Source organism: Bordetella muralis, assembly GCF_054781015.1.
In genome coordinates this window covers 237620-263580 of record NZ_BAAGVF010000004.1, presented here as the reverse complement: position 1 = coordinate 263580, position 25961 = coordinate 237620, and the positions used below count along the sequence as shown (strand labels likewise).

Here is a 25961-nt window from a genome sequence, read left to right as displayed (position 1 = left end):
TTTTTTAGCCTCAGCGCTACAATATGCGGCATGAAAAAAGCTCAGGTTCCTCCTGCTCCCTCCAAGCCTCAGGCCAGCACCTCCCTGACGGCCTCAGTCGCTATCCAGATCCGGGCCGCTATCCTGGACGGCACCTATCCGCCCGGCATGCGACTGCGCCTGGACGAACTGCGTCAGACCTACGACGTCAGTCTGAGCCCCTTGCGCGAAGCCCTGACTCGCCTGGCTGCCGAAGACCTGGTCCAAATCACCGACCAGCGCGGTTACCAGGTGACCCCGGTGTCCGCCGAAAACCTGAGGGAAGTCACCGTGCTACGCACGCAACTCGAAATCACGGCACTGAAAGAGTCGTTAAAACGAGGCGACGAGGCTTGGGAAGACGCATTGGTTGCCACCTATCACCGACTGCATCGCCTGGAAGACGGGGGGCAGCGCCCCGAAGGATGGGAAAAAGCGCACCGGGCCTTTCATCTGGCGCTGGTCTCTGCCTGCGATATGCCGTTGCTCTTGCGTTTCTGTGGCAGCCTGCACGATCTGAGCGATCGTTATCGACGCCTTTTCCTCACCCGGCATGCCCCGGACGCAAATGTGCCAGGAGAACATCAGGCACTATTCGAAGCCGCCATTGCCCGCGATGAGGCGCGCGCCGCTGAAATACTCACCCGGCACCTGGGACGCACTGGCCAAAACGTCATGATGGTGCTGACGCAGGCTGCCTAGCCTCTTGATGAGGCGTGGTAGAGTCCAAAGGACTGAGATACAACGAACAGCGAAACGTATTAAGAACGCCAGAGCATGCCCCCAAAAGGCAGAGCCTGAGTAAAACTAAAAGTCCATACCGGTTTCATGAACAGATATCTACCTCTCTTTTTCGCCTCGATTTTTCTTGCCTCTCCCTCATGGGGACAGGCGTCTTCTTCCGAACCGGCCAATGCACGCGCAGCGATGATGGAGCACTGCTCCACGACAGTCACAACGACCTGCCTGGTCGGCGCCATCCAGACCTTTCTTGAGCCGGAACAGGATCCGTTTCGTCGTCAACGGATCGTGCTGGCGTTGGCCAATGCACAGCTTTTCGATGGCAAGATCGATCAAGCGATGACATCCTATCGCGAGCTGTCCGCCGCCATGGGAAAGGCCGAATTCCTGACCTCCTACGCCAAGGTCCTGATACTTCAGGGTGACAAGGCGCGGGCGCTGGCAACACTGCGCGAGGCCGATGCGCTGCTGACAGATAAAAAGGGAACACTCACCCGCCTGGACACCACAGGGCAAAGCAAATCGATCGCGCAGGCTTTTGCGGATGCCGGGTCACCGAACGAGGGGCGCGCCATCTTTGCGGAGATCGCCGATTACCGTCATCGCATTCCGATGAATTCCATGCTGCTTGCGCTGATGGTCCAGGTTGCAAAATCACAGGCGGCGATCGGATTCAAGGATGAAGCGGCGCGGTATCTCAGTGAATCGATGGACAAGGCCCTGGACCAGGGACTGTCGTTGGAGCCCGAACAAATCTTCCTGTTCTTCGAGACGTGGGCATCGATCGACCCGAAGACAGCGGCAACGGTTGCCACTGATTTGGTCAAGGTGATCGCAGAGGGAGGCCCCTCGGCGTTCGAGTTCGCGATCTGGACGGGCCTGTCCGTTGGCCTGCCGTCATCCGAAGATCGCACAGCCGCCATCGCGAGCGCCCGCCGATCCATGGCGAAAGCACCGGAACGCGCTGCCGTGCTTCAGCTTGCGCCAAAGCTTGCCGGAGTTCTGCGACAGGATGGAAAGGGGGATGAGGCACAAGCCCTGCTGGACGATACCGCAGCACAAGCATCCGCACTCGCCGCGCCTCTCGAGAAAGCACAGACCCTGCTGATCGTGGCAGAGGCACTGACCCGCACAGCCGAAGTCACCAAATCGGAAAAACTGCTGAACGAGATTCTTGAGCTTCGCCCCGGACCCGGCCCGCAAGGCTCAGCCCTGAGGCACTATATGAGCGCTGTGCCAGCACAATTCGCATTGCTCGGCAAACCGGACATTGCCTACGACTTGGTGATGAAGATTGATGAGCCACGCCGCGACATGGCGTTGATCATGGCTGCCGACAAGCTGGCCGTAAAAGGAGACTACAGCCAGGCCATGCGTTTTCTCGGCGAGCTGAACGACGAGATGTCGGCAATGATGATGGCGGGAATCGCACAGCGTCTTGCCGGCATCAGCAGCTAGGCCGATCCTCTGTAATCAGATCAGCGGCTTCGCACCCGTCATCCCTCTGCGAACCAGGAACGGTGAGAGTGCCCGCCCTGCTCGTAGGGAAGAGCCAAGAAAAAAAGGGCCTCCGCAATGGAGACCCTTTTTAAATTTGGCGCGCCCGGCAGGATTCGAACCCACGACCCCTTGGTTCGTAGCCAAGTACTCTATCCAACTGAGCTACGGGCGCTGATAAAGAGGCGAAATTATAGCTGAGATTTTTTATTTGTCCAATCAGACGTCGCCCAGCCGCATTAGGCGACGAATCTCGTCCCGCTTTACTCGTAGGGCTGGCAGCAGTTCGGTCTCTATTTTGTCTCCGTAATACTCATCGTCATTTATCGATAATCCGAGCGAAAGGCTACGCACTGCCCCGGAAAATAAAGATATGCCAACGGTCGTGACCTTGCGATCCGGATACTTCGCGATCGACCACTCCGCTTCAGGTAAATCCAAAGCGGAGTACAGCGCTGACTCAGGCGGCAGCGCGCTGCCCACGCGCAAATTCACGATGAGGATCTTGCGGAGTTCGGACACCGAATTGGCACGCGCAATGATGATCACTTCGTCTTTGATTTTCTCACCGATATTGGCACTACCGGAAAACTGGTCTGCCAGTCCCTGCAACGACGATTGAATCAAATCGCTCACCCCAGTGTTGGCCAAGGCGGCAAAACCTATCTCGAGCAACTGTGGGGTCAATGACCACTGCATGCCCTCTTTACGAACATACCCCTCGCTCTGCAGCGTGCTCAGCAGACGCAACACCGTGGAATGATGGAGCCCCACCGATTTAGACAACTCGGTTAGGGATTGCCCTGGGCCACGACGAAAACAGCGCAGAAGCGCTAGACACCGCTGAACCGACCTATTATCATTCATTTGACCATTCCATGAACATTTTGTTCATCCAGTGAAAAATCATAGCCGATCTAGTAGTGATCAGCAAGTGCGGATTCACGACTTCGCGGCACATACCGGGAGCTCTAATGGGATACAGGGTTGGTGTTGATATCGGCGGATCATTTACGGATTTCGCGGTCATTGATGAAGCAAGCGGCGAAATTAAAAGTCTGAAGGTTTTTTCCCGTCCTGATCAGCCTGGCGAAGAAGTCATCGCCGGCATTCGTATGCTGCAAGAGCGCTATGGCATACGCCCCGAAGAAATCAGCTATTTCACGCACGGCACGACAGTAGGTATTAACACGGTCATTCAGCGCAAAGGCCTGAGTTTGGCGCTGTTCACCACGGAAAATTTCTGCGATGTCCTGGAGCTTGCCCGACTGAAAACGCCCGACATGTATCACCTACTGTCGCGTCGCCCCGCCCCATTGATCAAACGCAGCATGGTGTTCGGCATCGCGGAACGCATGGCGCCAGACGGTTCCATTCGGCAACCGCTGGACGAGGCCAGCGTCGAACGCGCTGTGCAGCAGGCCATGGACGAGGGCGCGGAAGGCATCGTCGTTTCACTATTGCACTCTTATCGCAACTCAGTGCACGAATTGCGAGTAAAGGAAATCGTCGAGTCGATCGCGCCGGGCTTGCCAGTTTTCTGCTCAAGCGAGACATGGCCAATCATCAGAGAATACGAACGCACTATCACCGCGGTCATTGGCGGCTATGTGCAACCTCGCGTCGCGCACTATTTAACCTCTCTCCAGCAGGCCTTGAAAAATGCCGGCGTACGCCCCGAGCCCAGACTGACGAAATCGAACGGTGGCGTGATGACCGCCGAACAGGGTAAACACGATTGCGTACAGATGATTCTTTCTGGCACAGCCGCCGGCGTGATTGGGGCGAGCCATGTTGCAGCGACTGCGGGTATTGATCGTTGTCTCAGCCTGGATATCGGCGGCACCAGTGCCGACATCGCCGTGATTATTGATGGGAAACCTCAATATGGCGTAGGCGAATTGATCGGCGATTTCCAGATCCATATTCCTTCGGTGTCAGTTTCTTCTGTGGGCGAAGGCGGAGGCTCAATTGCCTGGGTGGACTCATTGGGCGTATTGCAGGTCGGCCCCGAAAGCGCGGGCTCTCGCCCCGGTCCCGCTTGCTACCGGCGAGGAGGCACCCGCGCCACGATCACAGATGCTTTTGTATGCTGCGGTCTGGTCGGGCACTCCGACCTGGGTTATCAAGCCGTAGAGGTCGATGTCGAAGCCTCTCGCAAAGCCGTGGAAGTCCTGGCACTCAAGCTGGGACGCAGCATCGAAGAAACCGCTGAAGCCATCATTCAGATCGCGGTGTCCGGCATGTACAGCGAGGTTAGCGGACTCGTGTCACGCTATGGCATCGATCCTCGAGACTATTCCGTATTGGCTTTTGGTGGCGCGGGGCCGATGCTGGGATGTTTTCTTGCCCGCGAAATCAAAGTCAAAGAAATTGTCGTACCCGTTTCGCCTGGCACGCTCAGTGCACAGGGCGGTCTGATTGCCGATCTGAAAAGCGATTTTCTAAAGACTGTCTATACCGACCTTACCCTTGCCAATCTCGCTCTCGTCCGTGAAGAGTTCGCCGTTCTACGTGAGCGTGCAGAACAATGGTTGATGCAAGAACAAGGACACATCGAATCAGCCGAACTCGTTTACTCGGCAGAAATGCGCTATCGCGGCCAGTCGTACGAAATCGACACGGTGCTCAACCCTGCCGACTTGGAGGCCAACAATCTACAGGCCCTTGGCCAGGCGTTTCACGCCATGCATAGACAGTTATATGGCCATGCGGATGAGCGCGCCCCTGTGCAGCTCGTCAGCCTGCGCATTGTCATCTCAGGCAATAACAACAAACCACGCTTTCCTCGCCAGCCCGTCCAACACGGCACGCCCACGCCCGAAAAATCGTTGCGTGTTTGGGTAGATGGAGGTTTCCGAGACGTCGATCTCTATCGCCGTTCGGCACTGCATGCGGGCCATGCCTTCAATGGTCCCGCCATCATTACACAAGACGATTGCACGACAGTAATCCCCACCGCCTATGTATGCCGCGTGGATGAATTTGCCAATCTGCGCATCACTTCCGAAGGAGCGACAGAATAATGAGCGTAGACAACTTTCGCCTGCAGATTCTCGCGAACCACTGCACAGCCGCCGCCGAGGCGATGGGTTATACGCTCATGCGTACGGCCTATTCAACCTTCGTCAAGGAAACCGAAGACTTTTCCGCACAGTTGCTGACGCCCTCAGGCAAAACGTTTGCCTCACCCAAGACATTCGGCGCCACCTGGTACACGGGCCTTGATTACGGGCGCGTCATCGCCATGTTCGATGATTACCGCGAGGGTGACATCTATCTGACAAATGATCCCTACAGCGGCCACGTTGCCACACACACTCCTGACATGCATGCGTGGAAACCGGTATTTCGCGGCGGGAAACTTGTGTGCTTTATCGGCACCCATATTCATAACACAGACATGGGTGGTGCCGTACCGGCTTCGCTTTCACGTACGCTGACCGAAGTCCACCAAGAAGGGCTGCGTATTCCTCCCATGTTGTTGATGCGCGATGGTGTGATTGACAAAAAATTACTGCGCATCTTGCAAGTCAACGTGCGCATGCCAGAGCAAAACCAGGGCGACCTCAATGCTCAAATCGCTGCGTTAAACGTAGGAGAACGCAAAGTACACGAGATCATTGATCGCTTTGGTGTCGAAGAATTCATGCAGGGTGCCGAAGCCATCCTGGATTATGCGGAGCAACAAACACGCGCCCTCATTCGCGACATCCCTGATGGTGAATATACATTCTCCGAATATGCGGATGAAGACTCAGTTGGCGGCTATCCTTGCCGCATCCATATGACCCTGCGCGTGCGAGGCGACTCGTTAGAGCTGGACTTTACCGGCAGTGATCCACAAGTCGCCTCATCGCTGAACGTCCCAACGGGCGGTGATCAACATCACTCTGTCATTACCGTCGGCTTGATCTACGTGTTGCACACGCTGGCTCCGCATAATGTGTTGAACGCCGGCACCGTTCGGCCCATGAACTCCGTGTTGCCCGAAGGGTCTGTCGTCAATCCCCATGCCCCGGCCGCGGTAGGAATGCGCAGCCTGATGGCCGCCGTGATCCAGGCGTGCACGTTCGGCGTTTTCAGTCGCGCACTGCCCGATCGTCTCCCCGCGTGCCCTGCCGGTGGTTCGACCCTATTGAACGTGAAGACAGCAACGCGAGCAGGACGCCAGGTATTGGCGTCCATCGGCCCATGCGGCGGCGGCGGTGGCGGTGGACCAAAATATGACGGCGTAGAAGGCTGCGGTGCCAACAACGCATTCTTGAAAAACACCCCTGTAGAAATCAACGAAGCCGAAGTTCCCATCGAAATCATCCGCTATGGACTCGTACCCGATACGGGCGGCGCTGGCCAACTGCGCGGGGGTAATGCCGCCACGATGGAATTCAAATTGCTTGCTCCCAATGGCGTCGTGACCGCGAGAAACCGCAACCGATCGGAATTGGCCGCGTGGGGCGTACTCGAAGGACGCGCCGGAGCAAACTCTCGGTTCACTAAAAATCCGGACTCCGATCGCGCCGAGGAATTGCGCAACAGTGACCTGGTGAACTGCGCGCCGGGCGACGTCATTCGTTTACAAGGCCCAGCAGGAGGTGGCTATGGTCATCCTTATGACAGACCCGCCGAGGCTGTGCTGGAGGACGTACGCTGCGGCTTCGTGTCTATACAACGAGCGCGCGACGCGTATGGCGTGGTTGTGCGCCACGAACGCGTATGCGACAACAGCCCATCTGCGGCCGCATCCAAACAAGGAGATGCAAGGGCGCGAAAACGCCTCGTCCTCGATGAAGTGGCCACACGCCAAGTGAGAACGGATAGGCATGACAGTGGTGACCATTTCGATTACGGGCCGGGCCGATCGAAATTCGAAAGTATCTGGACGGCCGAGCGCTATGACGCCATGACAAAAATCATGGCGGATCTCCCGGTCAGTTGGCGGCATTTCGTCAAACACCAGATGTTTGCGGCGTTGGCTGATACCACCCCGCCTGCGGATGGTGGCGCATCCGATATCAACAAGATTTACGTTGAACTGACTGAACGGTACGCTGAGCTTCCACCGCTCTCGTCTATCGACAATCAAACAACAATGTCACGGTAACCCTCACGGACAAGCCGCCTACCAGGAGCGTAGCATGGCCTCTTCGGACATCTTTACGTCGGATTTTCAGTTGCGACCATATTGGTGGGAGGCGTTTGCTCCGCCGGCAACCGGGGATGACACGCTACCTCAGCATGCGGACGTCGTCATCATCGGTGCAGGATACACCGGTATTTGCTGCGCGCTGACACTACGCCAGGCCGGTATAGAGGCGCTGGTGCTAGAAGCCGGGCTTCCCGGTCAAGGCGCCAGCACTCGGTCTGGCGGCCAGATGTCCGGTGGTGTCAATGTGCAGAAAAAAGCCCTGGCTGCAGTGGGCGAAAGCACGGCGCAACGAGAGCAGCGATTGGCCGCTCGGCTACGAGATGCGTCGGCGTCTATGCGCTATGTCGAAGCGTTGATTCAACGGCACAACATTGAATGCGGCTGGCAGAAGACAGGGCGATTAACCACCATGTGGGTGCCGGAGCATTACAAGGCCTGGTCCGCCCGCATCGATCAATTGAATGCATGCACGGAATCCCACGCACGCATGCTTTCTCGCGACGCACTACGCCAAGAAATCGGATCCGACATCTACCATGGTGCAGCACTAATAGAGCAAGCCGGACATCTGCATCCCGCGCAACTCTATGGCGGAATGTTAGGTGCGGCACGCGAAGCGGGTGCACGCGTCCACGGCAACACACCCGTTGAACATATACAGAGAACCTCCAGTGGCTACCAAATCGCCACCCCTCGTGGCAAGGTAAACGCCCAACAAGTCGTGATCGCCACCAACGGCTATACCGGTCCGAATATGGCCGGCTTAAAACGCAAGGTCGTACCGATCAGAACTTACATGGTCGCAACAGAGGAGTTGCCTGCAGATTTGGCGGCCAGCCTGCTCCCCACCAACCGGGCTGTTTCGGAGTCGCGCCGTGTCGTTAACCACTATCGACTTTCCCCGGATGGCCGGCGTCTCTTGTTTGGAGGACGGGCCCGATTCACGCCCGCTAGCGAGCGCACCACAGCCCAACTCCTGCACCGCGCCATGCTCAAACGTTTTCCCCAACTGGCAGGAACACGAATTAGCCATAGCTGGGGTGGCAATGTCGCGATGACGCTGGACTCTATGCCTCACATCGGAGGGGCCGATGGACTGCATTACGCCGTGGGCTGCAACGGCAGTGGCGTCGCCATGATGAGTTATCTGGGTCACAGCATCGGCCGCAAAATTGCTTCGCAATCCCGTGACCCTATCAATGCCTTCGATATGGGCGAGATTCCCGGCCATCCGTTTTACTTCGGGAACACCTGGTTCCTGTTCGCGATCGGAAGCTGGTATCAAGCGCGCGATGCGTACGACCATTGGAGAGCCGGCTAACACACCACGCTTCCGACTAGGTTTCTCACAAGCTGTTTTGTTATTCCAGTCCGCTAAAGGCGGAATCAGTTCTCGCACCCACTCCACTATGACAAAGGACGGGTGCAAACGTGGTCCAACAACAAGGGGTTATCTATGAATAGTCAGCGCCGTCAAGCATTGAGAATATTGTCAGGACTATGTGGGGCAGCCGCTCTCCCCCGCCTTGCGTTGGCGCAAGGACAGCGTTACCCGAATGGCCCCGTCACGGTGATTGTGCCGTACGGAGCTGGAGGCAGCACAGACGTGATCGCTCGCCTGTTAACGACGGGACTCGCAAAGCGTCTCGGTGCTGATTTTGTCGTCGAAAACAAACCAGGTGCAGCAGGCAACATCGGTACACGCCAGGTCGCCGTTTCTCCGGCGGATGGCAAGACACTGCTTTACTCCACCGCGACACCGTTCTGCATCAATCCCTATGTGTACCGCAGCCTGCCTTTCGACCCCGATCACGATTTCGCCGCCGTCTCTCGAACCGCCAAACTGCCGCTGGTCCTCGTGACACATGCGGGCCTGGGCGTAAAAACGATACAAGAACTGATCGAATACATCCGCAAAGATCCTTCGCGATGCAGCTTCAGTTCGTACGGCGTCGGTACGTCCAGTCATATCGCTTGCACCCTATTCAGCGAAAAGATCGGCTTTCCTAATCTACTACATGTTCCCTACAAAGACATGACAGCGATGTCGGATCTGGCCGCCGGGCGCAACACTTTTCAGATCGATGCGTGGTCAGTAGTCAGCCCACTCATAAAAGCAGGAAAGCTTGTTCCACTAGCGGTAACCAGCAACGAGCCGCTTCCCTGGGCGCCTGAATTGCCTACCATCGCAAGCGCCATCAAAAAAGACTACGAAGTGGTCACTTGGCACGCCTATTTCGCGCCACGCAAGACGCCGGCCGAGATTATCAATGTACTCAATAGCGAGCTGCAAAAAATCATTGATCAGCCGGCCGTACAACAGGCGTTTGCCGAGCAAGGCTTCCTTACTTACCCGGCAGCCTCTCCCGAGGAAATCGACCGCTTTGTCAAAGAAGACAAGATGCGCTGGAAGCAATATGTCGAAGCTGCTGGCATCAAACCGTCGTAGCCTACCGTATTAACGGAACGATCAGGCGTCGCCTACAGATGGTGATCGAGGTGTACCGCGCCAATGATCCACATCACTTGTGCCGGTCGGTTAGCTGGATTTGTCACGGCCCTCGACACAACGCCCCGGCCTACCGCAAATCACGATGTACGTGCGACGCGAGCCCGTTTCTTTCCCTCAATATCAGGCAACAAAAACGCGACAACGCCGAGCAACGGTAAATAGGCGCAAAGCTCATAGACATAGCTGATGCTCGTCGCATCCGCCAATTTGCCCAGCGCGGCGGCTCCCAGCCCTCCCATGCCAAACGCAAAGCCAAAGAACAGTCCGGCGATCATGCCGACCTTGCCAGGCACGAGCTCTTGCGCGTACACCACGATGGCCGAAAAAGCCGAGGCCAGGATGACCCCGATAATCACAACCAGCACGCCTGTCCAGAACAGATTGGCATGCGGCAACATCAATGTGAATGGCGTCACGCCCAGGATAGAAAACCAGATGACGATTTTGCGGCCAATACGATCCCCCACCGGCCCACCGGCAACGGTGCCAAAAGCGACAGCAGCCAGGAACAAGAACAAGTACAACTGCGCGGTGCGCACAGGCAAATCGAATTTGTCGATCAAATAGAACGTGAAATAGCTATTCAGGCTGGCCAAGTAAAAGTATTTCGAGAAAATCAGCAGTCCCAGCACGCCTAACGCGCCCAGCACTTGATGGCGAGTCAATGTCGTGCCGCCACTCGCCGCCTTTGCCTTGGGTTTAAGCAGCGCCCTGTTGGCGCCATACCAACGCCCTATTCCCACCAGCACGATCATGCCGAACAACGCGGCCAGGGAAAACCACGCGACGCTGGCCTGTCCGTGAGGGATGATGACCAGCGCAGCCAACAAGGGCCCCAGCGCCGAGCCCACATTGCCCCCCACTTGAAACAACGACTGCGCCAGGCCATGGCGCCCGCCCGAGGCCATGCGCGCAACCCGCGACGATTCAGGGTGAAATACCGAAGACCCCGTTCCTACCAACGCCGCGGCAACCAGCAGGTAAGGCAACGACGGCGCATAGGCCAGCAACAACAAACCCACCAGCGTAAATCCCATGCCGATCGGCAAGGAATACGTCGTCGGCCGTTTATCTGTGTACAGGCCGATGCCAGGCTGCAGCAAAGACGCCGCGATCTGATAGGTCAGCGTGATCAAACCGATTTCCGAAAAACTCAGATTGAATGAGTCTTTCAACATGGGATAGATGGCCAACAGGATCGATTGGATCATGTCGTTCATCATGTGGGCCACGCTGATCGCGCCCAGGACCTTGAACGAGGTCGACGATTGCGTCACGGACGCTGCAGAGACCGTGGGCGTGGCAGGTGCCGAAGATGCCGGCACGCCGTGGTCCGTCGTTGCAGCGGCAAAAGCAGGCTCAACCAGGCCTGCACCCGCAGGCATGGCGGAGACGGAGCCGGAATTGGCTGGTTGTGAAGAAGTCATAGATGTCAGCAAATCGCGTAGGAAATCAGAAACCGGACGGCAGCTCGCCAGGGATCTCGGGACCAGACAACGAATCGCCCACCCGCCCGAAACGCGAGGGCGATTACTGCAAACAAACAGTGTATAAAGTCCCTAATACACAAATATGCCAACTTTTATCGCAAAAGTGACAGAGTCACCATGCCCGCGCGCTCCATACCGCCACTGGACCCTACCCGCAGCCGCAACGCCGACGACTATCAGCACGTCCCGCGCCTGATCACAGCCCTGGCCAAGTCCTTTGTGCCCAACGCGACCACTGGACCGCACAGTCACCCGCGCGGCCAACTGGTGTATGCAATCGAGGGAGCCATGCGCGTCAGCACGCCCGACGGTTTCTGGACACTGCCGCCGCTGCGCGCCCTGTGGGTGCCGCCCGGGGTCACCCATGGCATCGAGATGGTGGGCACAGTGCAAATGCGTACCTTGTATGTGCGTGCCGATGCCGCCGAAGTCCTCTCGAAACACTGTCAGGTCATCGAAGTATCTGCCCTGTTGCGCGAATTGATCCTGGCCCTGGCCGCCGAGCCTATCGAATACGCGCTGGAGGGCCGGGGCGGGCAGATCGCCACGTTACTGCTGACCGAATTGCAGACCGCACCAACGATCCCGATCCAGATCCCCTGGCCCCAGGACCGGCGACTGCAGACTGTCTGCCGCGCCATTCTGGCTCAGCCGAGCCTGAACCGCACGGTGGACGATTGGGGCGACGAGGTCGGTGCCAGTGGCCGGACTCTCATCCGGCTGTTTCAGGCGGAACTGGGACTGAACTATCGGCAATGGGTGCAGCAGGTACGGCTGGCCGACGCCTTGCATCGCCTCTCTCTCGGCCAGCCTGTTACCCGCGTAGCCGCCGAGCTGGGCTATCACAGCCCCAGCGCGTTCAGCGCCATGTTCCGTCGGGCTCTGGGCGCACCACCACAAGCCTATCTGCGCGAGGCCTGAGCGCGCTATTCGGAATTCCTGTCAAGAACTCTGCCGACCTTCAATTTTCAGTATATTGATATATCTAGATTTGCAGATTTATAATTCGAAAAAACCCGATATACTGAATCCATACGACATGGACATTGATCTCATCATCAAAGCGCTGGCCAATCCGGTGCGCCGCGAAATTCTGCAGTGGCTCAAGACGCCCGAAAAGCATTTCTCCACCCAGGAACATCCCCTGGACATCGGAGTATGTGCGGGCCAATTCGAGCGCTGCGGGCTGTCTCAATCCACCATGTCCACGCATCTGGCTGTTTTGCAGCGCGCCGACCTGGTCACCACGCGCCGCATTGGCCAGTGGATTTTCTACAAACGCAACGAGGACACGATCTCGGCCTTTCTACGTGAACTAGGCCAGGATCTTTAGGGCCCACGCCCCTATTGACGTACGACTTCCCTCACCCCGCCACTCATTACACGACCCGAACCATGCCTACTCTTTTCGATCCCATCGCCGCTGGCGACCTGCAACTGTCCAATCGCATCGCCATGGCGCCCCTCACCCGCAACCGCGCGCCGGGCGCCGTCCCGACCGCTGACATGGTGACGTATTACACGCAGCGCGCTACCGCCGGCCTCATCATCACCGAAGCCACTGCGATCACCCATCAGGGACAAGGCTACGCGCAAGTTCCCGGCCTCTACTCGGCCGATCAGATCGCCGGCTGGAAACGCGTCACGGACTCCGTCCACCAAGCAGGCGGCAAAATCGTCGTGCAGTTGTGGCACGTGGGCCGTATTTCGCACAACGTGCTGCAGCCGAACCAGGGCGCGCCTGTCGCTCCTTCGGCCGTGCAAGCCAAATCCAAGACCTATCTGGTACACGATGACGGCACGGGCGAATTCGTCCCCACCTCTGAGCCGCGCGCCCTGGAATTAAGCGAATTGCCGGGCATTGTCGAGGACTACCGTCGCGCAGCGCGCGCAGCGATCGAGGCCGGCTTTGACGGTGTGGAAATCCATGCCGCCAACGGCTATCTGCTGGATCAGTTCCTACGCAGCGGCAGCAACCTGCGTACCGACGAATACGGTGGCAGCATCGAAAACCGCGCCCGTTTGCTGAGCCAGGTCGTCCAGGCCATCACCGAGGAAATCGGCGCCGGCCGCACCGGCATCCGTATTTCTCCCGTCACGCCCGCCAACGACGCCAGCGATCCCAACCCGCAGCCGCTGTTCGACCACGTCGTGCGCATCCTGGCTGGCTACAAACTGGCCTACGTGCACATCATCGAAGGCGCCACCGGCGGCGACCGCCATTTCCAACAGGGCGAGGCACCGTTTGATTACGCGGCGCTGCGCCGGACATATGAACAAGCCGGCGGCCAAGCCGCCTGGATGGCCAATAATGGTTACGACGGCAAGCTCGCCGAAGATGTTGTCGAATCCGGGCAGGCGGACCTGATCGCCTTTGGCAAGCCATTCATCGCCAATCCCGATCTGGTACGCCGCCTGCGCGAAGGCGCTGCACTGAACACGCCGGACAATACGACGTTCTATGGTGGCAGCACCAAGGGTTATCTCGACTATCCCGTGTTGGCCTGATGGCCTGCCTGCAGATGGGCCATGCGGCTCATCTGCTCTACTGAGCCAATGCCATGTCGATAGCGGACTCACAATGGATGAGGGTAGTGTCGAAGACGGGAACGGGGACATTGCTTTGGTTGAGTAACATTCCAACCTCCGTACAACCCAGGATCACGCAGTCCACTCCCTTTCCGACCAGGCGTTGCGCGATGCTTTCATAGATGGTGCGGCTAGCCGTGGTGATCATGTCCTGGCACAGTTCGTCGTAGATGATGCGATGCACTTCGGCTCGATCAGCGGCATCGGGCACTGTAGGCTGGAGCGCAGCTGCCTTGAGGCGATCGATGTAGAAGTCCTGCTCCATAGTAAACGCGGTAGCCATCAGGCCCGGGGAATGGAGGCCCGCTTTCTTGATTCGATCCGCCGTCGCATCTGCGATGTGCAGCAACGGAATGCCGACTGCCCGCATCATCTGGCCAGCCAGCTTGTGCATGGTATTTGTTGCCAGAACGATGAAGTCTGCGCCGCCACGCTCCAATGCCTTGGCCTCGGCATTCAAGATATATCCTGCCTCATCCCACTGGCCGCCGGCCTGCAGCTTCTCGATCTTTGCGAAATCCAGCGAACGGATCAACAGCTCGGGAGAATGCAGGCCACCAAGGCGCTGCCGGGTGATCTCGCACATCTTGCGATAGTAAATCTGCGTCGAGGCCGCAGACATGCCTCCCAGGATTCCAATTGTTTTCATAGCTTTCCAGACCGATCGCGGTGTTATCGTCAAACAAGAAATAGAGTTGCGGTAATCAAGAGAAGGTTGTCGTCATCAGCGCAGCCGTGGCCCAATTGGACAACCGCCGTAGCGCTCCTTGATGATGTGCCGGCCGGGCGCGCGACGATCTTTATCAAAAGCAGTCCTTGTCGGAGGTGCGTTGCTTTCGGGCCTCCACCAGCAGCGGCCAGGCCGCCATGGCCGAAGTGACGACGGAGTTCAGCTCGTCCGGGCCGGTCCCACCTCGCGCGCTCAGGCTCAGGCCCTTGTTGACAGTGGCGTAAAAGGCGGCGACCGCGCGGATGTCGGTTCCCGCGGCGACATCGCCGTCCTCAACCCCCTTGCGCAGCCGTGCGAAGAAGTTCTCGTCATTCGCCGCGCGCATTTCGCGCAGGCCCGCCATGAGTTCGGCAGACATGTCACAGGCTTCTCCGGCTGTCTGTTCGACCATACATCCGCTCGGGAAATCGGTACGAGAAAAGACAATGACGGCGTTGCGCAACAGGCCTTCAATACTTTCATACGCTGTCGGCAGTTCCATGATGCGCGATACGGCTTCCTTATGAAGCGCCACATAGTGATCGAGGGCTGCCCGATAGAGGCTCTCCTTGGAGCCGAAGGCTGCGTAGAGGCTGGGCGAGGCAATGCCCATGGCCGCCGTGAGGTCACTCATTGAAGCGCCGCCAAAGCCCTTTGCCCAGAAGACGCTCATTGCCTGTTCCAGCACTTCGTCTCGGTCGAAACTGACAGGGCGGCCCCGCTTTGGAGCGGGGGGCGTCGATCGGCGCGGCACCGTACAGTCTATTTTTTTACTGATCATTACATAATCCTGTTGCATCAGCAGAGTGGCGTAGATATCATTCTGTAATGAATGACACAAAATTAATTTAGCATAGGAATACCGTCATGAACACTCCCGCCCTCCCTCTCGCCGGTAAGCGAGCGCTGATCACCGGTGCAGCGCGCGGCATTGGCGCAGCCATTGCACTGAAGCTGGCCGAAGACGGCGCCGACATCGCTATCACCTACGAGAAATCGGCCGAAAAGGCCGAGGCCCTCGCCGCCAGGATTCGCGCCCTGGGCCGCAAGGCCGTCGCCATCCAAGCCGATGCCGCCAGCCCGGAAGCCGCGAAGACGGCGGTCGAACAGACCGTAGCCGACCTTGGCGGTCTTGACATCCTGGTCAATAACGCAGGTGTCCTCATCGCGGGTGACTTTTCCTCGCAGTCATTGGAAGAGATAGATCTGCAACTGAACATCAATGTACGCGGCGTCTTCGTGACCACCCAGGTTGCGTTGAAACACATCCCGAATGGCGGCCGCGTCATCACGATCGGCAGCAATGCGGGCCTGGCTGTCCCATTCCCTGGTATCGCAGTCTATGCGGCCACTAAATCCGCGATGGAGAGCTTCACTCGTGGTCTCGCCCGCGAACTGGGCTCTCGCGACATTACTGTCAATCTGGTCCGCCCCGGACCAATTGATACCGACATGAACCCTGCCGATGGCCCGCTCGCGCCGTCGATACTCCCGAACCTGTCGATTGCCCGCTATGGCAAGCCCCGAGAGGTCGCCGAGGCTGTCGCCTTCCTCGCCGGGCCAGGCGCCGCCTATGTAACCGGTTCAGGCATTCTTGTCGATGGCGGTATCAACGCCTGAGTACCACCCGAGGGGGACTGCTTCGTCAGGCCCTGTATGCACGGCAAATTCAGTTGAGTTCGCTATGACGAAAATCATGGCGAACAATGAGAGAGAAAACATGACAAAGATGATTGTCGTTTGCGCTGGCGACGCTAACACGAGATTTGATCGGGACTACTATGCGAATGCTCATTTTGCGCTGGCGAGGGCATGCTGGGAGCAGTATGGACTTCAATCTGTGGAAGCATTTTTCCCGTACGCCGAAGCCGGCGACTGGAAATCCATTGGCATCTACACCTTTTCCTCGGTGCAGGGAATGCATGACGCGCTGCAAAGCCCCGCAACGCAGCGAGTCATGGACGATGTGAAGAACTTCACCGACGCGCCAGTCGTGGTGCGTAGTTTGTTCAAGGAGCTGGGCCCATGAAGGCGCCGCCGTTCACGTCGTTGCATGCTCCGACAATGAACGAAGCTTCCGCAGAAACCAGAAAGGCCACGGCAACGACCAAGCGTCAATGATCGTCACTGACGCAAAAAGGGTCTCCGCAATGGAGACCCTTTTTAAATTTGGCGCGCCCGGCAGGATTCGAACCCACGACCCCTTGGTTCGTAGCCAAGTACTCTATCCAACTGAGCTACGGGCGCTGCAAGAAGAAGACTATAGCACGTTTTTTTATATCTATGCAAATGACAGATCGAGTCGTTGCGACGATAAACGGATTCCGTCGGATCTGTCCCTACAATGCCACCCGCAACCAATCGATAAACGCCGCCGCATGCGGATTGGCCGGCCGCCCCTGCGCGGGCAGCGCCATCAGGCGATCCGGAAATGGCACAAAGCCATATGGCGCAACCAGAGTCCCCTCCTCCAGCTCGCCACGCACCAGGCGCTGCTCTACCAGGGCGACCCCCAAACGCGACACCGCAGCCTCGATACAAAGATGAGTATGGGGAAACGTGATTTCGCTCGTCAGTCTCAGGTCCCGACCGGACAATCGGTGCCATTGCGTCCATGCGCTGGCGGTGAAATCGTGGGCGATACGTACCGTGGGTTTGCGCACGCCCTTTCGCCCTGGGGCGTGTACCGGGCCGAATGCCACCGGCGCCAGCGGTACCGCTGCAGCCAGATCGGCCTGCGAATAGGCCGCGCTGCTCAGATCCCAGGCAATCAGCAAATCGGCGCCTTCGCTGTGCAGTTCGCGGGCCGACGTCATGGACAAACGAATGCGGATATCGGGGTGCAGGCGATAAAAATCCGGCAGATGCGGCACCAGCCAGCGCATGGCGAACGTCGCGCTGCATGCCACATGCAGACCGGGATGACGGGCACGGCGCAATAGGCCTTCGTAGCCCGTTTCCAGTTGATCGAACAAGGGGCGGATCAAGGCATACAACTCCGCACCATGGGCATTCAGGCGCAACCCGTTGCCCTGTTTCTCAAACAGCGCGATCCCTGCGTGCTCTTGCAACATGCGCAATTGGCGGCTCACTGCGCCGTGCGTGCGATGCAGCTCGTGCGCGGCTGCGGTCACCGAGCCGGTGCGGGCAATGGCCTCAAAGGCTTTCAGGGCCGATAAAGGAGGAAGCGATCTCATGCAGAGAGTATGTGAGAAAAACTGACGTACTGCAAAGAATAATTCGATATCCCCAAACGGGGCGAATGCGTACGATTCCAGTCATCGTCACTCATTGCTGGACCGTCATGAATCAGTCGCTGTGGAATACCGTTGATGATTATTTTTCAGAGGTGTTGCATCTGAACGATCCTGCCCTCGAACATGCCCGGGATCGTGCGCGCGAGGCCGGGCTGCCACCTCATGAGGTGGCACCGAATCAAGGCCGCTTGCTGCAAATTTTTGCACAGATGGTCGGCGCCAGACGAATCCTGGAAATCGGTACGCTCGGCGGCTACAGCACCATCTGGCTGGCGCGAGCCCTGCCACCCTCGGGCCGGCTGGTTTCTCTGGAGCGCAATGCGGCGTATGCCGATGTGGCGCGCACCAATCTGGCCGCCGCCGGGCTCGCAGCCTGCACCGACATCATCGTGGGCGATGCACGCGACATCCTGCAGCAATGGGCCGCCTCGGATGCCGAGCCCTTTGACATGATTTTTCTCGACGCCGACAAGGCCGACAATCCGCAGTATCTGGAACTGGCATTGCGCCTGGCCCGCGATGGCACCATCATCGTGGGCGACAACATCATCCGCGGCGGACGCATCGCGGATCGCGAGGCAACTGACCAGCCTGATGTGTTGGGCGCCTGCCGTTTCCTGAAGACATTGGGCCACGATCTGCGGCTGACATCGACGGCGATCCAGACAGTGGGAATCAAAGGATGGGACGGCTTTTCGTTGGCGCGTGTATCGCGCTGACGGATAGCGCGACTGCGGTGTGCCGACCCGGCCAGCCGGCGTGCCGTACAAACAACGCATGAGGATCGCCAGCGAACCAGTGCCGGCTGGCTCAGCCCTGATGCCCGCCGGCGACGTACATTACTTGCCCCGTAATGTAGGACGCTTCGGGCGCGGCCATGAAGCAAATAGCAGCAGCCACCTCGTCTGCCGTCCCAACGCGGTGCATAGGCGTACCGGCCAGGCAGTCTTCGTACATCTCTCGTGTCCACGCCTGGTCCTGCTCGGAGAGCGGCTCGGTATTGCGCGGAATCGCACGCACACCATTATCCAGCGCGCCCGGCGACACGCAATTGACCCGCACGCCGCTGTCGGCCAGCTCTAACGCCATGCATACGGTCGCTGCATGCACACCGCCTTTAGAGGCGGAATACGGCACACGGTAGATCCCACGCGTCGCATTCGATCCTACATTGACGATCGCACCGCGGCCTTGCTTGCGCATCACCGGAACGACCTCCCGGCAGGACCAGAGTGTCGGCCACAACGAGCGATTGATTTCCCGCTCCACCTGTTCTGGCGTGTATTCCCAGAATGGCTTCATCCAGATCGTGCCGCCAACGTTATGCACCGACACGTCGATGCGGCCATGCGTATCCAACGCATACTGCACCATACGCTGCGCACCCGTATGGGTTTCCAGATCGGCGTCAATGAAGGATGCCTGCCCGCCCTGCGCACGGATTTCTTCGGCGACAGACATGCCTTGTTCGATAGCACGGTCCACCAGGACGAGCGTCGCCCCTTCGGCCGCGAGGCGTTTAGCCGTCGCACGCCCCACCCCTTGAGCCGCACCGGTGACCAGTGCAACCTGCTTTTCAAAACGGTTCATGTGAATACTCTCGAATTCAATGCGCACGCGACAGGTTGCCCGATACCGGCTCCGGCGATTTGACCTCTACCGCCAGCACGGCCAGCAACGCCCCGGCCAGCGGGATGGCCAGCGCCATGAAAAAACCGGAGGGGCCGAGTGCCGTCAGGATACCGCCGCCAATCCACGAGCCGACAATAGCGCCCGCGCGGCCGATACCGATAGACCAGCCTGTCGCCGTCGCGCGCAGGGCCGTGGGATAGGCCCCGATGACGAGATAGTTCAGCGCCAATTGCTGCCCGCCGATACCCAGGCCCGCTGCCCCGACCAGAATAAAGACCAGCGTCCAATTCGACCCCGCATAGCCCAACCCCAGCGCAATCGCGATGCCCAGGACAAACAAGACAATCAGCAACGATCGGGTCGACACACGCGGCATCACGGCCGACAACGGAATGGCGCAAATAATGAACACCAGATTCACGGCAAACGTGCCCATGGGCGCTTGATCCGCCGGCAAACCCGCAGCCTTGAGCACCGTGGGCAGCCATGACAGCAGCATGAACCATGCGACCCAATTCAATAGATACACCGCCCAGATCGCCAACGTCTTGCGAGCGTACCCGCCTGAAAAGAGCGCTTTGACACTGCCTCGGACCTTCGCCTCCTCCGGCACGGAAAACTGGGCGTCGGACGGCAACGCGCTCCGGGTGATTTTCGCCAGAATCCGGGCCACGTAGCTTTGCCCAGCCTGATCGCCACGCATGGCCTTGAATTGCAACGATTCCGGCAGGATCGCCACCAGCGCGAGCAACAAGACCAGCGGCGCCACGCCGCCGACAACGAAAATCCCTTCCCAGCCGATGACAGGCAGCATACGCGCAGCCAGCAGGCCGCCCAGCATGGCGCCCGCCGGCAGCCCCAGCAACACACCGGTAATGACGGTGCCGCGCAGGCGCGCCGGTGCGTACTCGGCAGCCAATGCCAGCACGATAGGCGTACAACCGCCCATACCCAACCCCGCAATAAAGCGCAGCACCAGGATGTGCCATGTCTCTGTCGCCCCCGCCGTCAACAGGGTCGCAATCGCAAAGGTCGCGACACCGAGCAGCGCCGCAGGACGCCTGCCGATACGATCGGCAACCAGACCCAGCAGCATGGCGCCGACGGTCATGCCGACAATCCCCGCCGTCAGTATGGGCGCGAGCTCACCGGACTCCAACTTAAAGGCAGTCAGGATCGCCGGCCCGGTAAAAGCCATTGCCTGGGTGTCAAAGCCGTCGAACAAAGCAATCAAAAAGCACAGGATCAAAACACGCCATTGAAAGGCGCTGACTCGCTCCTGATCGATCAGGGCGGGAATGGAAAGCGTTGCGGGCATGAGTGTCTCCTCGCGCAACCTGCGCGAGTGTTATAAAAATAATTGATGTCGTTGTGGTTGCCGTCAGCGGACTTATGCGGCCACGGCTGCGCGCAAACGATGAACGATCTGATTGTCTTTGCCTTTCACCAGGCGAGTGAGCGCAAAGTTGAATTCGATTTCCTTATATGCGTTCTCTTTCAAACCCAGTTCGACGCCGCCGGTTTTCTCTACAACGGGAGGAATCAATTCCTCACGCGTGGCATAAGCAAAATCATCCCAGATCAAGGGATCGCCCTCGATGTTGAACTGCGTAGTCAATTTTCGATGGCTATCTGCACTGACAAAAAAGTGCACGTGTGCGGGACGATTGCCATGCCGGCCGATTCCGTCCAGCAACTGCTGCGTCGCTCCCTGCGGCGGACAGCCGTAGCCCACGGGCATCAAAGTGCGAAATTCATATTGCCCGTCAGCCGCCGTCTTGACTGCGCCGCGCAGGTTGAATTCGGTTTGCGCGCCCGTCGGGTCGAAGTGCGAGTAAAAACCTTTCGAATTGGCATGCCAGCATTCGACAATCGCGCCTTCGAGCGGCTTGCCGTCCGTGTCCGTCACTACGCCGCGAATCACAAGCGGGCCTGCGTCCTGGTCCGGATCGAGGTCGATTCTTGACACCCCTTCACGCACCGGCGCGCCTGCCACATACAACGGCCCTTCGATGGTGCGCGGCGTGCCGCCCTCAATGCCGGCCTGCTTGTCAGCATGGTCCATGCAGATATCGAGATATTTTTCCAGGCCTAAACCCGCTGCCAACAGGGCGGCTTCGCCATCACGTCCCAGTTGGTTGATGTAGTTCACGCCCGCCCAGACCTCATCGGGCGTGATGTCCAGATCATCGATGGCCTTGAACAAATCGCTCAACAGGCGATGCAGGATCTGCTTGAAACGGGCATTGCCTTCTTGACCTGCAATATTCGTTGCTGCTGCCAGCAACTCCTGGACTTCTTTGGTGTTGAATACATTCAAGCTCATGATTTGTCTCTCCAACAGGTAATCAGTCAGCGTGAGCGGATATCCGCTCAGCACCGCGTATCAGTGATCTTGGTCAGCCCCGCACGCGTGAACCGCTGGATCTTTGCCTCGTCCAGCTCGATACCCAGTCCTGGGCCACGCGGAACCGTCAACCCGAAATCGCTGTAGTCCAGAGGTTGAGTCAAGATCTCTTCGGTAATCAGCAACGGACCGAACAGCTCAGTCCCCCACTGCAGATGGGCAAAGCTGGCAAATAGATGCGCCGAAGCAACGGTGCTCACCGCGCCTTCCAGCATGGTGCCGCCATACAGTTCGATACCGGCAGCATCGGCAATGGCGCCGACCCGCTGCGCGGCAAACAGTCCGCCGCTCTGCTCGATCTTGATGGCAAAAACGTCGGCGCCGTGCTGCCTGGCAACCTCAAACGCACTTTCCGGACCTTGCAGAATCTCATCGGCCATCAGCGCCACGGGAAAACGGCGCATCAAACGCGCCAACGCGGCAGCGCTGGCGACCGGCTGCTCCACCAGCTCGCAACCCGCATCGGCCAGCGCAGGAATCGCCCAGGCCGCTTGCGTCTCGCTCCACGCCATGTTCACGTCGACACGTACCGCCGCTCGGTCTCCCAATACCTTTTTGATCTCGGCGACGTGTTTGATGTCGATTTCAGGCGCTTTTGCGCCAATCTTCAATTTAAAAATCCGGTGACGGCGTCTGTCGAGCATCTCCTCGGCCTCGGCAATGTCACGAGCCGTATCCCCTGACGCCAGCGTCCACGCGACAGGCAGACGTTCGCGGCAACGGCCGCCGAGCAACTCACTGACGGGCACGCCCAGACGCTTGCCTTGAGCATCCAGCAAAGCCGTCTCCATTGCGCTCTTGGCAAAGTGATTGACCTTGACCAACTTTCCCACATGCGCCATCAGCGCCTGAATACGCGAGGCGTCCTGGCCTATCATGGCAGGTGCAAAATAGGTATCGATGGACAGTTTCATGGCTTCGGGGCTTTCCGGACCGTAGGCCATGCCGGCAATCGTCGTGCCTTCGCCGATGCCCACGACGCCATCACTGCAATAGACCTTCACCAGCATCAGCGTCTGGCCATACATCGTGGCCACCGACAGCTTGTGCGGCCTGATGGTAGGGAGATCGACCAGAGAAGTTTCGATACGTTCGATGGTTGCTGCAGACATGTTGGAGGCTGTCGAGTTGAAACACAGCCTGCTTTATAAGATCCACGCGCTTTTAACGTCCAATACTTTATGGATCACATCCATACCCTACAGGTATGGATATCCCTTTCTCGCTTCTCCAGACTGATCGCCTTGCTGCCCTCGATCACCGGGGGAGAATCCTTATCCGGTGACGACACCTTGCGTCGCCCTGCACTGCATTGAGTAGAATCAATTCACCCGCAGCCTGAGAGTAGAGCAATCCCTCAGCCTTGACGCCGAGGCGCTTTGCGCTCCCCGACATCGCTTGCATGTCGGTGTTTTCCTGGAGTCTCCGTTGAATATCGCCACGCTCGCCCCTGCCGATCCTCCCTTGGAAATCTTGCCGCGCGATCTGTCGGCGTATCGCGAAGGCAATATCGGAATCCCCTACGTTCATCGTTTTGAGTCTGGCCAGCCTGGCCCGCATGTACTGATTAACGCCATTACTCATGGCAATGAAATCTGCGGCATGGTCGCGGCGACACATCTGCTGGATAACAATATCCGGCCCGACATCGGCACACTAACGATCAGCTTTGCACATATCGAGGCCTATGAAGCCTTTGATATCGAAGACCCTTACGCGAACCGGCAACTGGTGCACAATTTGAATCGCATCTGGACGGCCAATATGCTGGATGCCGAGGATGGCAGTCCCGAGGTCCGCCGTGCGCGCGAACTGCGGCCCGTGCTGGATGCCGCCGATTTCGTCCTCGACATCCACTCGACGAGCACGCCGGTACAGCCGTTCTGGGTATATAACGAAGCAGACCGCAATACGGCGCTGGCCTCGGCCGTCGGTGCGCCTATCGTGCACCTGGTGATGTCTCCGGACAAATTCCCAGGCACGCCCGTGATCGGCTATGGCCGCCACGGCGATCCGATTGCGCAGCACGGCGGCTCGCTGGTAGTCGAATGCGGCCAGCATTTCTCCCGCGCAGCCGCTGAACTGGCCACCGACGTATCGTTGCGGTTTCTCACGCACCTGGGGTTGATCAAGGCTCGCCCAGACACGTCGCCCCCACCTGTACCGCAACGGTATCGTTTATTGGAAACGCACGTCGTTAAGTCAGAGGATTTCAGTTTCACACGTCCCGTTATCGGATTCGAGACCTTTGACAAAGGTGAATTGATCGCGATGAACGGCACGGACGAAATTCGTTCCCCCTGCGACCAGTGCACGATATTCATGCCTACGCGATCGCCGATCGTGGGAAGAGAGGCGGTTTACCTGACGAAGTCGATTTGACTGCGCTCGAGCCAATACTGAGCGACATCCCGGCAGCCTCGATTCCGCGACGTGGGCTTGACATTCAACCGACCAACTAGTAGATTGGCTGCCATTGTCGATGACAGCCCTGTAATCCGTACAGGGTTCGTTGTCTCGCATTTGTGTTCATCCAATCAGATAACGGCCTATGAGTATGGAACTTTCCCCCCGAGCAAGCGAAATTGCCGACCATGCCAGGTTCCTGCTCGCCGAAGGCGGCTATAACGGATTCAGCTATGCGGACCTGTCTGAGCGAGTGCATATCGGTAAACCCAGTATCCATCATCATTTCCCGAGTAAGGCCGAACTGGTGTTGACGGTAGTCATACGCCATCGCGAACAGACTCGGCATGGCTTGGCGGCACTAGCGCAGCAGGTCGAAGGTCCGTTAGCCCAACTGACTGCTTACACCGATTATTGGGCGCAATGCATACGCGAGGGCACGGCGACGATGTGCATATGCGCCATGCTGGCAGCCGAGGCGCCGATGATCCCGGAGGAAATCTCCAATGAGGTGAAAGGCTACTTTCAAGACCTGACAGACTGGATTGCGACCGTGCTGGAACGTGGCGCCGCCATGGAGCAATTCAAATTGCAAGACAGTCCCTTGGCCGAAGCTCGAACCTTTATGTCCACCGTGCACGGAGCAATGCTGACCGCAAGGGCCCTGAAGGATCCGGAATCATTCCAGGCAATTTCGCGCATTGCCCTTCATCGGCTGACTGCATAAACCCGATCGTCTTGGTGCGTTAGCGCAGCAAGGTGATCTTTTTTTACCCACTCAATCGACCAACTAGTTGGTCGCTTTTCGGAAGTTTTCCCGGCGCGGCTTTCGACAGTTTTCCTCGTTAATGCGCCATGTATGGATAGTGCGATGTTCGCATCGCTCAGGAGAATCAGCATGAATATTTCACAGTTTCGCAAATTGCTGGCCGGCGGCCTGGCAGGTATCGCCCTCACGACCGGCGCGATGGCCACCGCCACTGCGGCTGGCGCGGCAGATCACGGGGTCCGCGTGAGAGGTACTGTCGTTTCGGTATCGGGCGACCAGCTTCAAGTGAAATCGCGCGAGGGCCAATCGCTGTCGGTGAAACTCGCAGACGGCTGGAAGGTATCGGCAGTCAAGAAAGCCAACATTAGCGATATCAAACCTGGTGATTTTGTTGGCATTGCATCGTTGCCCAAGTCCGAGGGTGGCGATGGCGCATTGGAAGTCTTGATCTTCCCCCCTGCATTGAAAGGAACGGGTGAAGGCAGTTACGGCTGGGATTTGAAACCCAACAGCACGATGACCAATGCCACCGTGGGCGACGCCGTGAAGTCCGTCGATGGCAGCACGGTGACCGTGAACTATCACGGCAAAGAGAAAAAGATCTCCATCCCCAACGGGACGCCTGTTGTGACGCTGGCTCCCGCTACCGCTGCCGATGTGAAATCTGGTACGGCGGTGTTCATTCCCGCACAGAAAGACTCAAACGGCATGTTGTCCGCAGGACAGCTGATTGTGGGCAAGGACGGGGTCGTACCGCCCATGTAATGGCGCGACAACCAGGGTTG

24 protein-coding genes and 2 tRNA genes are annotated in these 25961 nt (G+C 58.2%); 15 read left to right on the top strand and 11 right to left on the bottom strand.

What is annotated here, in order from left to right:
• Positions 1-30 precede the first annotated feature (30 nt).
• Complete coding sequence (locus tag ACYVIT_RS09850) at positions 31-720, top strand: GntR family transcriptional regulator (RefSeq protein WP_415807531.1); 690 nt, start codon at positions 31-33, stop codon at positions 718-720.
• A gap of 126 nt (positions 721-846) precedes the next feature.
• Positions 847-2217: a hypothetical protein gene (locus ACYVIT_RS09845; RefSeq protein WP_415807532.1), complete on the top strand. Its 1371-nt coding sequence runs from the start codon at positions 847-849 to the stop codon at positions 2215-2217.
• Between the two features lie 137 nt (positions 2218-2354).
• On the opposite strand, the gene ACYVIT_RS09840 is transcribed toward ACYVIT_RS09845, so the two are convergent.
• Positions 2355-2431 (bottom strand) — tRNA-Arg (locus tag ACYVIT_RS09840).
• A 44-nt stretch (positions 2432-2475) separates the two neighbouring features.
• Positions 2476-3123, bottom strand: a complete 648-nt coding sequence (locus ACYVIT_RS09835) for a helix-turn-helix domain-containing protein (RefSeq protein ID WP_415807534.1) — start codon at positions 3121-3123, stop codon at positions 2476-2478.
• 107 nt (positions 3124-3230) lie between these two features.
• Between ACYVIT_RS09835 and ACYVIT_RS09830 the strand changes: the two genes are divergently transcribed.
• The 4 genes from ACYVIT_RS09830 (at position 3231) to ACYVIT_RS09815 (ending at position 9854) form a co-directional block, all read left to right on the top strand.
• Entirely contained in the window at positions 3231-5282 is a 2052-nt protein-coding gene (locus tag ACYVIT_RS09830; protein WP_415807535.1) for a hydantoinase/oxoprolinase family protein, read from the top strand.
• Positions 5282-7360: a hydantoinase B/oxoprolinase family protein gene (locus ACYVIT_RS09825; protein WP_415807536.1), complete on the top strand. Its 2079-nt coding sequence runs from the start codon at positions 5282-5284 to the stop codon at positions 7358-7360. The genes ACYVIT_RS09830 and ACYVIT_RS09825 overlap by 1 nt, the downstream gene beginning before the upstream one ends.
• Positions 7361-7394: 34 nt before the next feature.
• The gene (locus ACYVIT_RS09820) at positions 7395-8726 is read left to right on the top strand and encodes an NAD(P)/FAD-dependent oxidoreductase (RefSeq protein ID WP_415807538.1); all 1332 of its coding nucleotides are present in this window, start codon (positions 7395-7397) and stop codon (positions 8724-8726) included.
• A gap of 135 nt (positions 8727-8861) precedes the next feature.
• Positions 8862-9854: a Bug family tripartite tricarboxylate transporter substrate binding protein gene (locus tag ACYVIT_RS09815; protein ID WP_415807539.1), complete on the top strand. Its 993-nt coding sequence runs from the start codon at positions 8862-8864 to the stop codon at positions 9852-9854.
• Positions 9855-9994: 140 nt separating this feature from the next.
• On the opposite strand, the gene ACYVIT_RS09810 is transcribed toward ACYVIT_RS09815, so the two are convergent.
• Positions 9995-11302: an MFS transporter gene (locus ACYVIT_RS09810; RefSeq protein ID WP_415807601.1), complete on the bottom strand. Its 1308-nt coding sequence runs from the start codon at positions 11300-11302 to the stop codon at positions 9995-9997.
• A gap of 222 nt (positions 11303-11524) precedes the next feature.
• On the opposite strand from ACYVIT_RS09810, the gene ACYVIT_RS09805 reads away from it, so the two are divergent.
• The 3 genes from ACYVIT_RS09805 to ACYVIT_RS09795 all read left to right on the top strand — a co-directional run bounded on the left by ACYVIT_RS09805 (position 11525) and on the right by ACYVIT_RS09795 (position 13915).
• Positions 11525-12328, top strand: a complete 804-nt coding sequence (locus ACYVIT_RS09805) for an AraC family transcriptional regulator (protein ID WP_415807541.1) — start codon at positions 11525-11527, stop codon at positions 12326-12328.
• A gap of 118 nt (positions 12329-12446) precedes the next feature.
• Positions 12447-12740, top strand: a complete 294-nt coding sequence (locus ACYVIT_RS09800) for an ArsR/SmtB family transcription factor (protein WP_094822372.1) — start codon at positions 12447-12449, stop codon at positions 12738-12740.
• Positions 12741-12802: 62 nt separating this feature from the next.
• Positions 12803-13915, top strand: a complete 1113-nt coding sequence (locus ACYVIT_RS09795) for an alkene reductase (RefSeq protein ID WP_415807543.1) — start codon at positions 12803-12805, stop codon at positions 13913-13915.
• Between the two features lie 37 nt (positions 13916-13952).
• Here the strand turns inward: ACYVIT_RS09795 and ACYVIT_RS09790 are convergent, their stop codons facing one another.
• Together ACYVIT_RS09790 and ACYVIT_RS09785 are read right to left on the bottom strand one after the other, a co-directional pair.
• Positions 13953-14645 (bottom strand): aspartate/glutamate racemase family protein, encoded by a 693-nt coding sequence (locus ACYVIT_RS09790; RefSeq protein ID WP_415807544.1) that lies wholly within the window; start codon positions 14643-14645, stop codon positions 13953-13955.
• Positions 14646-14799: 154 nt separating this feature from the next.
• Complete coding sequence (locus ACYVIT_RS09785) at positions 14800-15486, bottom strand: TetR/AcrR family transcriptional regulator (protein ID WP_415807546.1); 687 nt, start codon at positions 15484-15486, stop codon at positions 14800-14802.
• A gap of 86 nt (positions 15487-15572) precedes the next feature.
• On the opposite strand from ACYVIT_RS09785, the gene ACYVIT_RS09780 reads away from it, so the two are divergent.
• Both ACYVIT_RS09780 and ACYVIT_RS09775 read left to right on the top strand, forming a co-directional pair.
• On the top strand, positions 15573-16325 hold the full coding sequence (locus ACYVIT_RS09780) for an SDR family oxidoreductase (RefSeq protein WP_415807547.1): 753 nt from the start codon (positions 15573-15575) through the stop codon (positions 16323-16325).
• A gap of 64 nt (positions 16326-16389) precedes the next feature.
• Positions 16390-16734 (top strand): EthD family reductase, encoded by a 345-nt coding sequence (locus tag ACYVIT_RS09775; RefSeq protein WP_415807549.1) that lies wholly within the window; start codon positions 16390-16392, stop codon positions 16732-16734.
• Between the two features lie 141 nt (positions 16735-16875).
• Here the strand turns inward: ACYVIT_RS09775 and ACYVIT_RS09770 are convergent.
• Both ACYVIT_RS09770 and ACYVIT_RS09765 read right to left on the bottom strand, forming a co-directional pair.
• A tRNA-Arg gene (locus ACYVIT_RS09770) sits at positions 16876-16952 on the bottom strand.
• 92 nt (positions 16953-17044) lie between these two features.
• Positions 17045-17902 (bottom strand): LysR substrate-binding domain-containing protein, encoded by an 858-nt coding sequence (locus ACYVIT_RS09765; protein ID WP_415807550.1) that lies wholly within the window; start codon positions 17900-17902, stop codon positions 17045-17047.
• A 107-nt stretch (positions 17903-18009) separates the two neighbouring features.
• Between ACYVIT_RS09765 and ACYVIT_RS09760 the strand changes: the two genes are divergently transcribed.
• The gene (locus tag ACYVIT_RS09760) at positions 18010-18681 is read left to right on the top strand and encodes an O-methyltransferase (protein WP_415807551.1); all 672 of its coding nucleotides are present in this window, start codon (positions 18010-18012) and stop codon (positions 18679-18681) included.
• 91 nt (positions 18682-18772) lie between these two features.
• On the opposite strand, the gene ACYVIT_RS09755 is transcribed toward ACYVIT_RS09760, so the two are convergent.
• The 4 genes from ACYVIT_RS09755 to ACYVIT_RS09740 all read right to left on the bottom strand — a co-directional run bounded on the left by ACYVIT_RS09755 (position 18773) and on the right by ACYVIT_RS09740 (position 23113).
• The gene (locus ACYVIT_RS09755; protein ID WP_415807552.1) at positions 18773-19552 is read right to left on the bottom strand and encodes a 1,6-dihydroxycyclohexa-2,4-diene-1-carboxylate dehydrogenase; all 780 of its coding nucleotides are present in this window, start codon (positions 19550-19552) and stop codon (positions 18773-18775) included.
• Between the two features lie 16 nt (positions 19553-19568).
• Entirely contained in the window at positions 19569-20912 is a 1344-nt protein-coding gene (locus tag ACYVIT_RS09750) for an MFS transporter (protein WP_415807553.1), read from the bottom strand.
• Between the two features lie 72 nt (positions 20913-20984).
• Complete coding sequence (catA, locus tag ACYVIT_RS09745) at positions 20985-21920, bottom strand: catechol 1,2-dioxygenase (protein ID WP_415807554.1); 936 nt, start codon at positions 21918-21920, stop codon at positions 20985-20987.
• Between the two features lie 47 nt (positions 21921-21967).
• Entirely contained in the window at positions 21968-23113 is a 1146-nt protein-coding gene (locus ACYVIT_RS09740; RefSeq protein ID WP_415807555.1) for a muconate/chloromuconate family cycloisomerase, read from the bottom strand.
• A gap of 316 nt (positions 23114-23429) precedes the next feature.
• Here ACYVIT_RS09740 and ACYVIT_RS09735 point away from each other — a divergent pair, with 316 nt between their 5' ends.
• The 3 genes from ACYVIT_RS09735 to ACYVIT_RS09725 all read left to right on the top strand — a co-directional run bounded on the left by ACYVIT_RS09735 (position 23430) and on the right by ACYVIT_RS09725 (position 25941).
• Positions 23430-24383 (top strand): M14 family metallopeptidase, encoded by a 954-nt coding sequence (locus ACYVIT_RS09735; protein ID WP_415807556.1) that lies wholly within the window; start codon positions 23430-23432, stop codon positions 24381-24383.
• A 169-nt stretch (positions 24384-24552) separates the two neighbouring features.
• Positions 24553-25134 (top strand): TetR/AcrR family transcriptional regulator, encoded by a 582-nt coding sequence (locus tag ACYVIT_RS09730; RefSeq protein ID WP_415807557.1) that lies wholly within the window; start codon positions 24553-24555, stop codon positions 25132-25134.
• 171 nt (positions 25135-25305) lie between these two features.
• Positions 25306-25941 (top strand): hypothetical protein, encoded by a 636-nt coding sequence (locus tag ACYVIT_RS09725; RefSeq protein ID WP_415807558.1) that lies wholly within the window; start codon positions 25306-25308, stop codon positions 25939-25941.
• Positions 25942-25961: the final 20 nt, after the last annotated feature.

Bases quoted from the DNA above. Each gene is read 5' to 3' on its own strand.
- ACYVIT_RS09785 (WP_415807546.1), bottom strand. From the start codon at position 15,486: ATGATCAGTAAAAAAATAGACTGTACGGTGCCGCGCCGATCGACGCCC.
- catA (WP_415807554.1), bottom strand. From the start codon at position 21,920: ATGAGCTTGAATGTATTCAACACCAAAGAAGTCCAGGAGTTGCTGGCA.
- ACYVIT_RS09790 (WP_415807544.1), bottom strand. From the start codon at position 14,645: ATGAAAACAATTGGAATCCTGGGAGGCATGTCTGCGGCCTCGACGCAG.
- ACYVIT_RS09730 (WP_415807557.1), top strand. From the start codon at position 24,553: ATGAGTATGGAACTTTCCCCCCGAGCAAGCGAAATTGCCGACCATGCC.
- ACYVIT_RS09805 (WP_415807541.1), top strand. From the start codon at position 11,525: ATGCCCGCGCGCTCCATACCGCCACTGGACCCTACCCGCAGCCGCAAC.
- ACYVIT_RS09850 (WP_415807531.1), top strand. From the start codon at position 31: ATGAAAAAAGCTCAGGTTCCTCCTGCTCCCTCCAAGCCTCAGGCCAGC.
- ACYVIT_RS09835 (WP_415807534.1), bottom strand. From the start codon at position 3,123: ATGAATGATAATAGGTCGGTTCAGCGGTGTCTAGCGCTTCTGCGCTGT.
- ACYVIT_RS09845 (WP_415807532.1), top strand. From the start codon at position 847: ATGAACAGATATCTACCTCTCTTTTTCGCCTCGATTTTTCTTGCCTCT.
- ACYVIT_RS09740 (WP_415807555.1), bottom strand. From the start codon at position 23,113: ATGTCTGCAGCAACCATCGAACGTATCGAAACTTCTCTGGTCGATCTC.
- ACYVIT_RS09825 (WP_415807536.1), top strand. From the start codon at position 5,282: ATGAGCGTAGACAACTTTCGCCTGCAGATTCTCGCGAACCACTGCACA.
- ACYVIT_RS09815 (WP_415807539.1), top strand. From the start codon at position 8,862: ATGAATAGTCAGCGCCGTCAAGCATTGAGAATATTGTCAGGACTATGT.
- ACYVIT_RS09775 (WP_415807549.1), top strand. From the start codon at position 16,390: ATGACGAAAATCATGGCGAACAATGAGAGAGAAAACATGACAAAGATG.
- ACYVIT_RS09750 (WP_415807553.1), bottom strand. From the start codon at position 20,912: ATGCCCGCAACGCTTTCCATTCCCGCCCTGATCGATCAGGAGCGAGTC.
- ACYVIT_RS09755 (WP_415807552.1), bottom strand. From the start codon at position 19,552: ATGAACCGTTTTGAAAAGCAGGTTGCACTGGTCACCGGTGCGGCTCAA.
- ACYVIT_RS09760 (WP_415807551.1), top strand. From the start codon at position 18,010: ATGAATCAGTCGCTGTGGAATACCGTTGATGATTATTTTTCAGAGGTG.
- ACYVIT_RS09830 (WP_415807535.1), top strand. From the start codon at position 3,231: ATGGGATACAGGGTTGGTGTTGATATCGGCGGATCATTTACGGATTTC.
- ACYVIT_RS09795 (WP_415807543.1), top strand. From the start codon at position 12,803: ATGCCTACTCTTTTCGATCCCATCGCCGCTGGCGACCTGCAACTGTCC.
- ACYVIT_RS09820 (WP_415807538.1), top strand. From the start codon at position 7,395: ATGGCCTCTTCGGACATCTTTACGTCGGATTTTCAGTTGCGACCATAT.
- ACYVIT_RS09725 (WP_415807558.1), top strand. From the start codon at position 25,306: ATGAATATTTCACAGTTTCGCAAATTGCTGGCCGGCGGCCTGGCAGGT.
- ACYVIT_RS09765 (WP_415807550.1), bottom strand. From the start codon at position 17,902: ATGAGATCGCTTCCTCCTTTATCGGCCCTGAAAGCCTTTGAGGCCATT.
- ACYVIT_RS09810 (WP_415807601.1), bottom strand. From the start codon at position 11,302: ATGCCTGCGGGTGCAGGCCTGGTTGAGCCTGCTTTTGCCGCTGCAACG.
- ACYVIT_RS09780 (WP_415807547.1), top strand. From the start codon at position 15,573: ATGAACACTCCCGCCCTCCCTCTCGCCGGTAAGCGAGCGCTGATCACC.
- ACYVIT_RS09800 (WP_094822372.1), top strand. From the start codon at position 12,447: ATGGACATTGATCTCATCATCAAAGCGCTGGCCAATCCGGTGCGCCGC.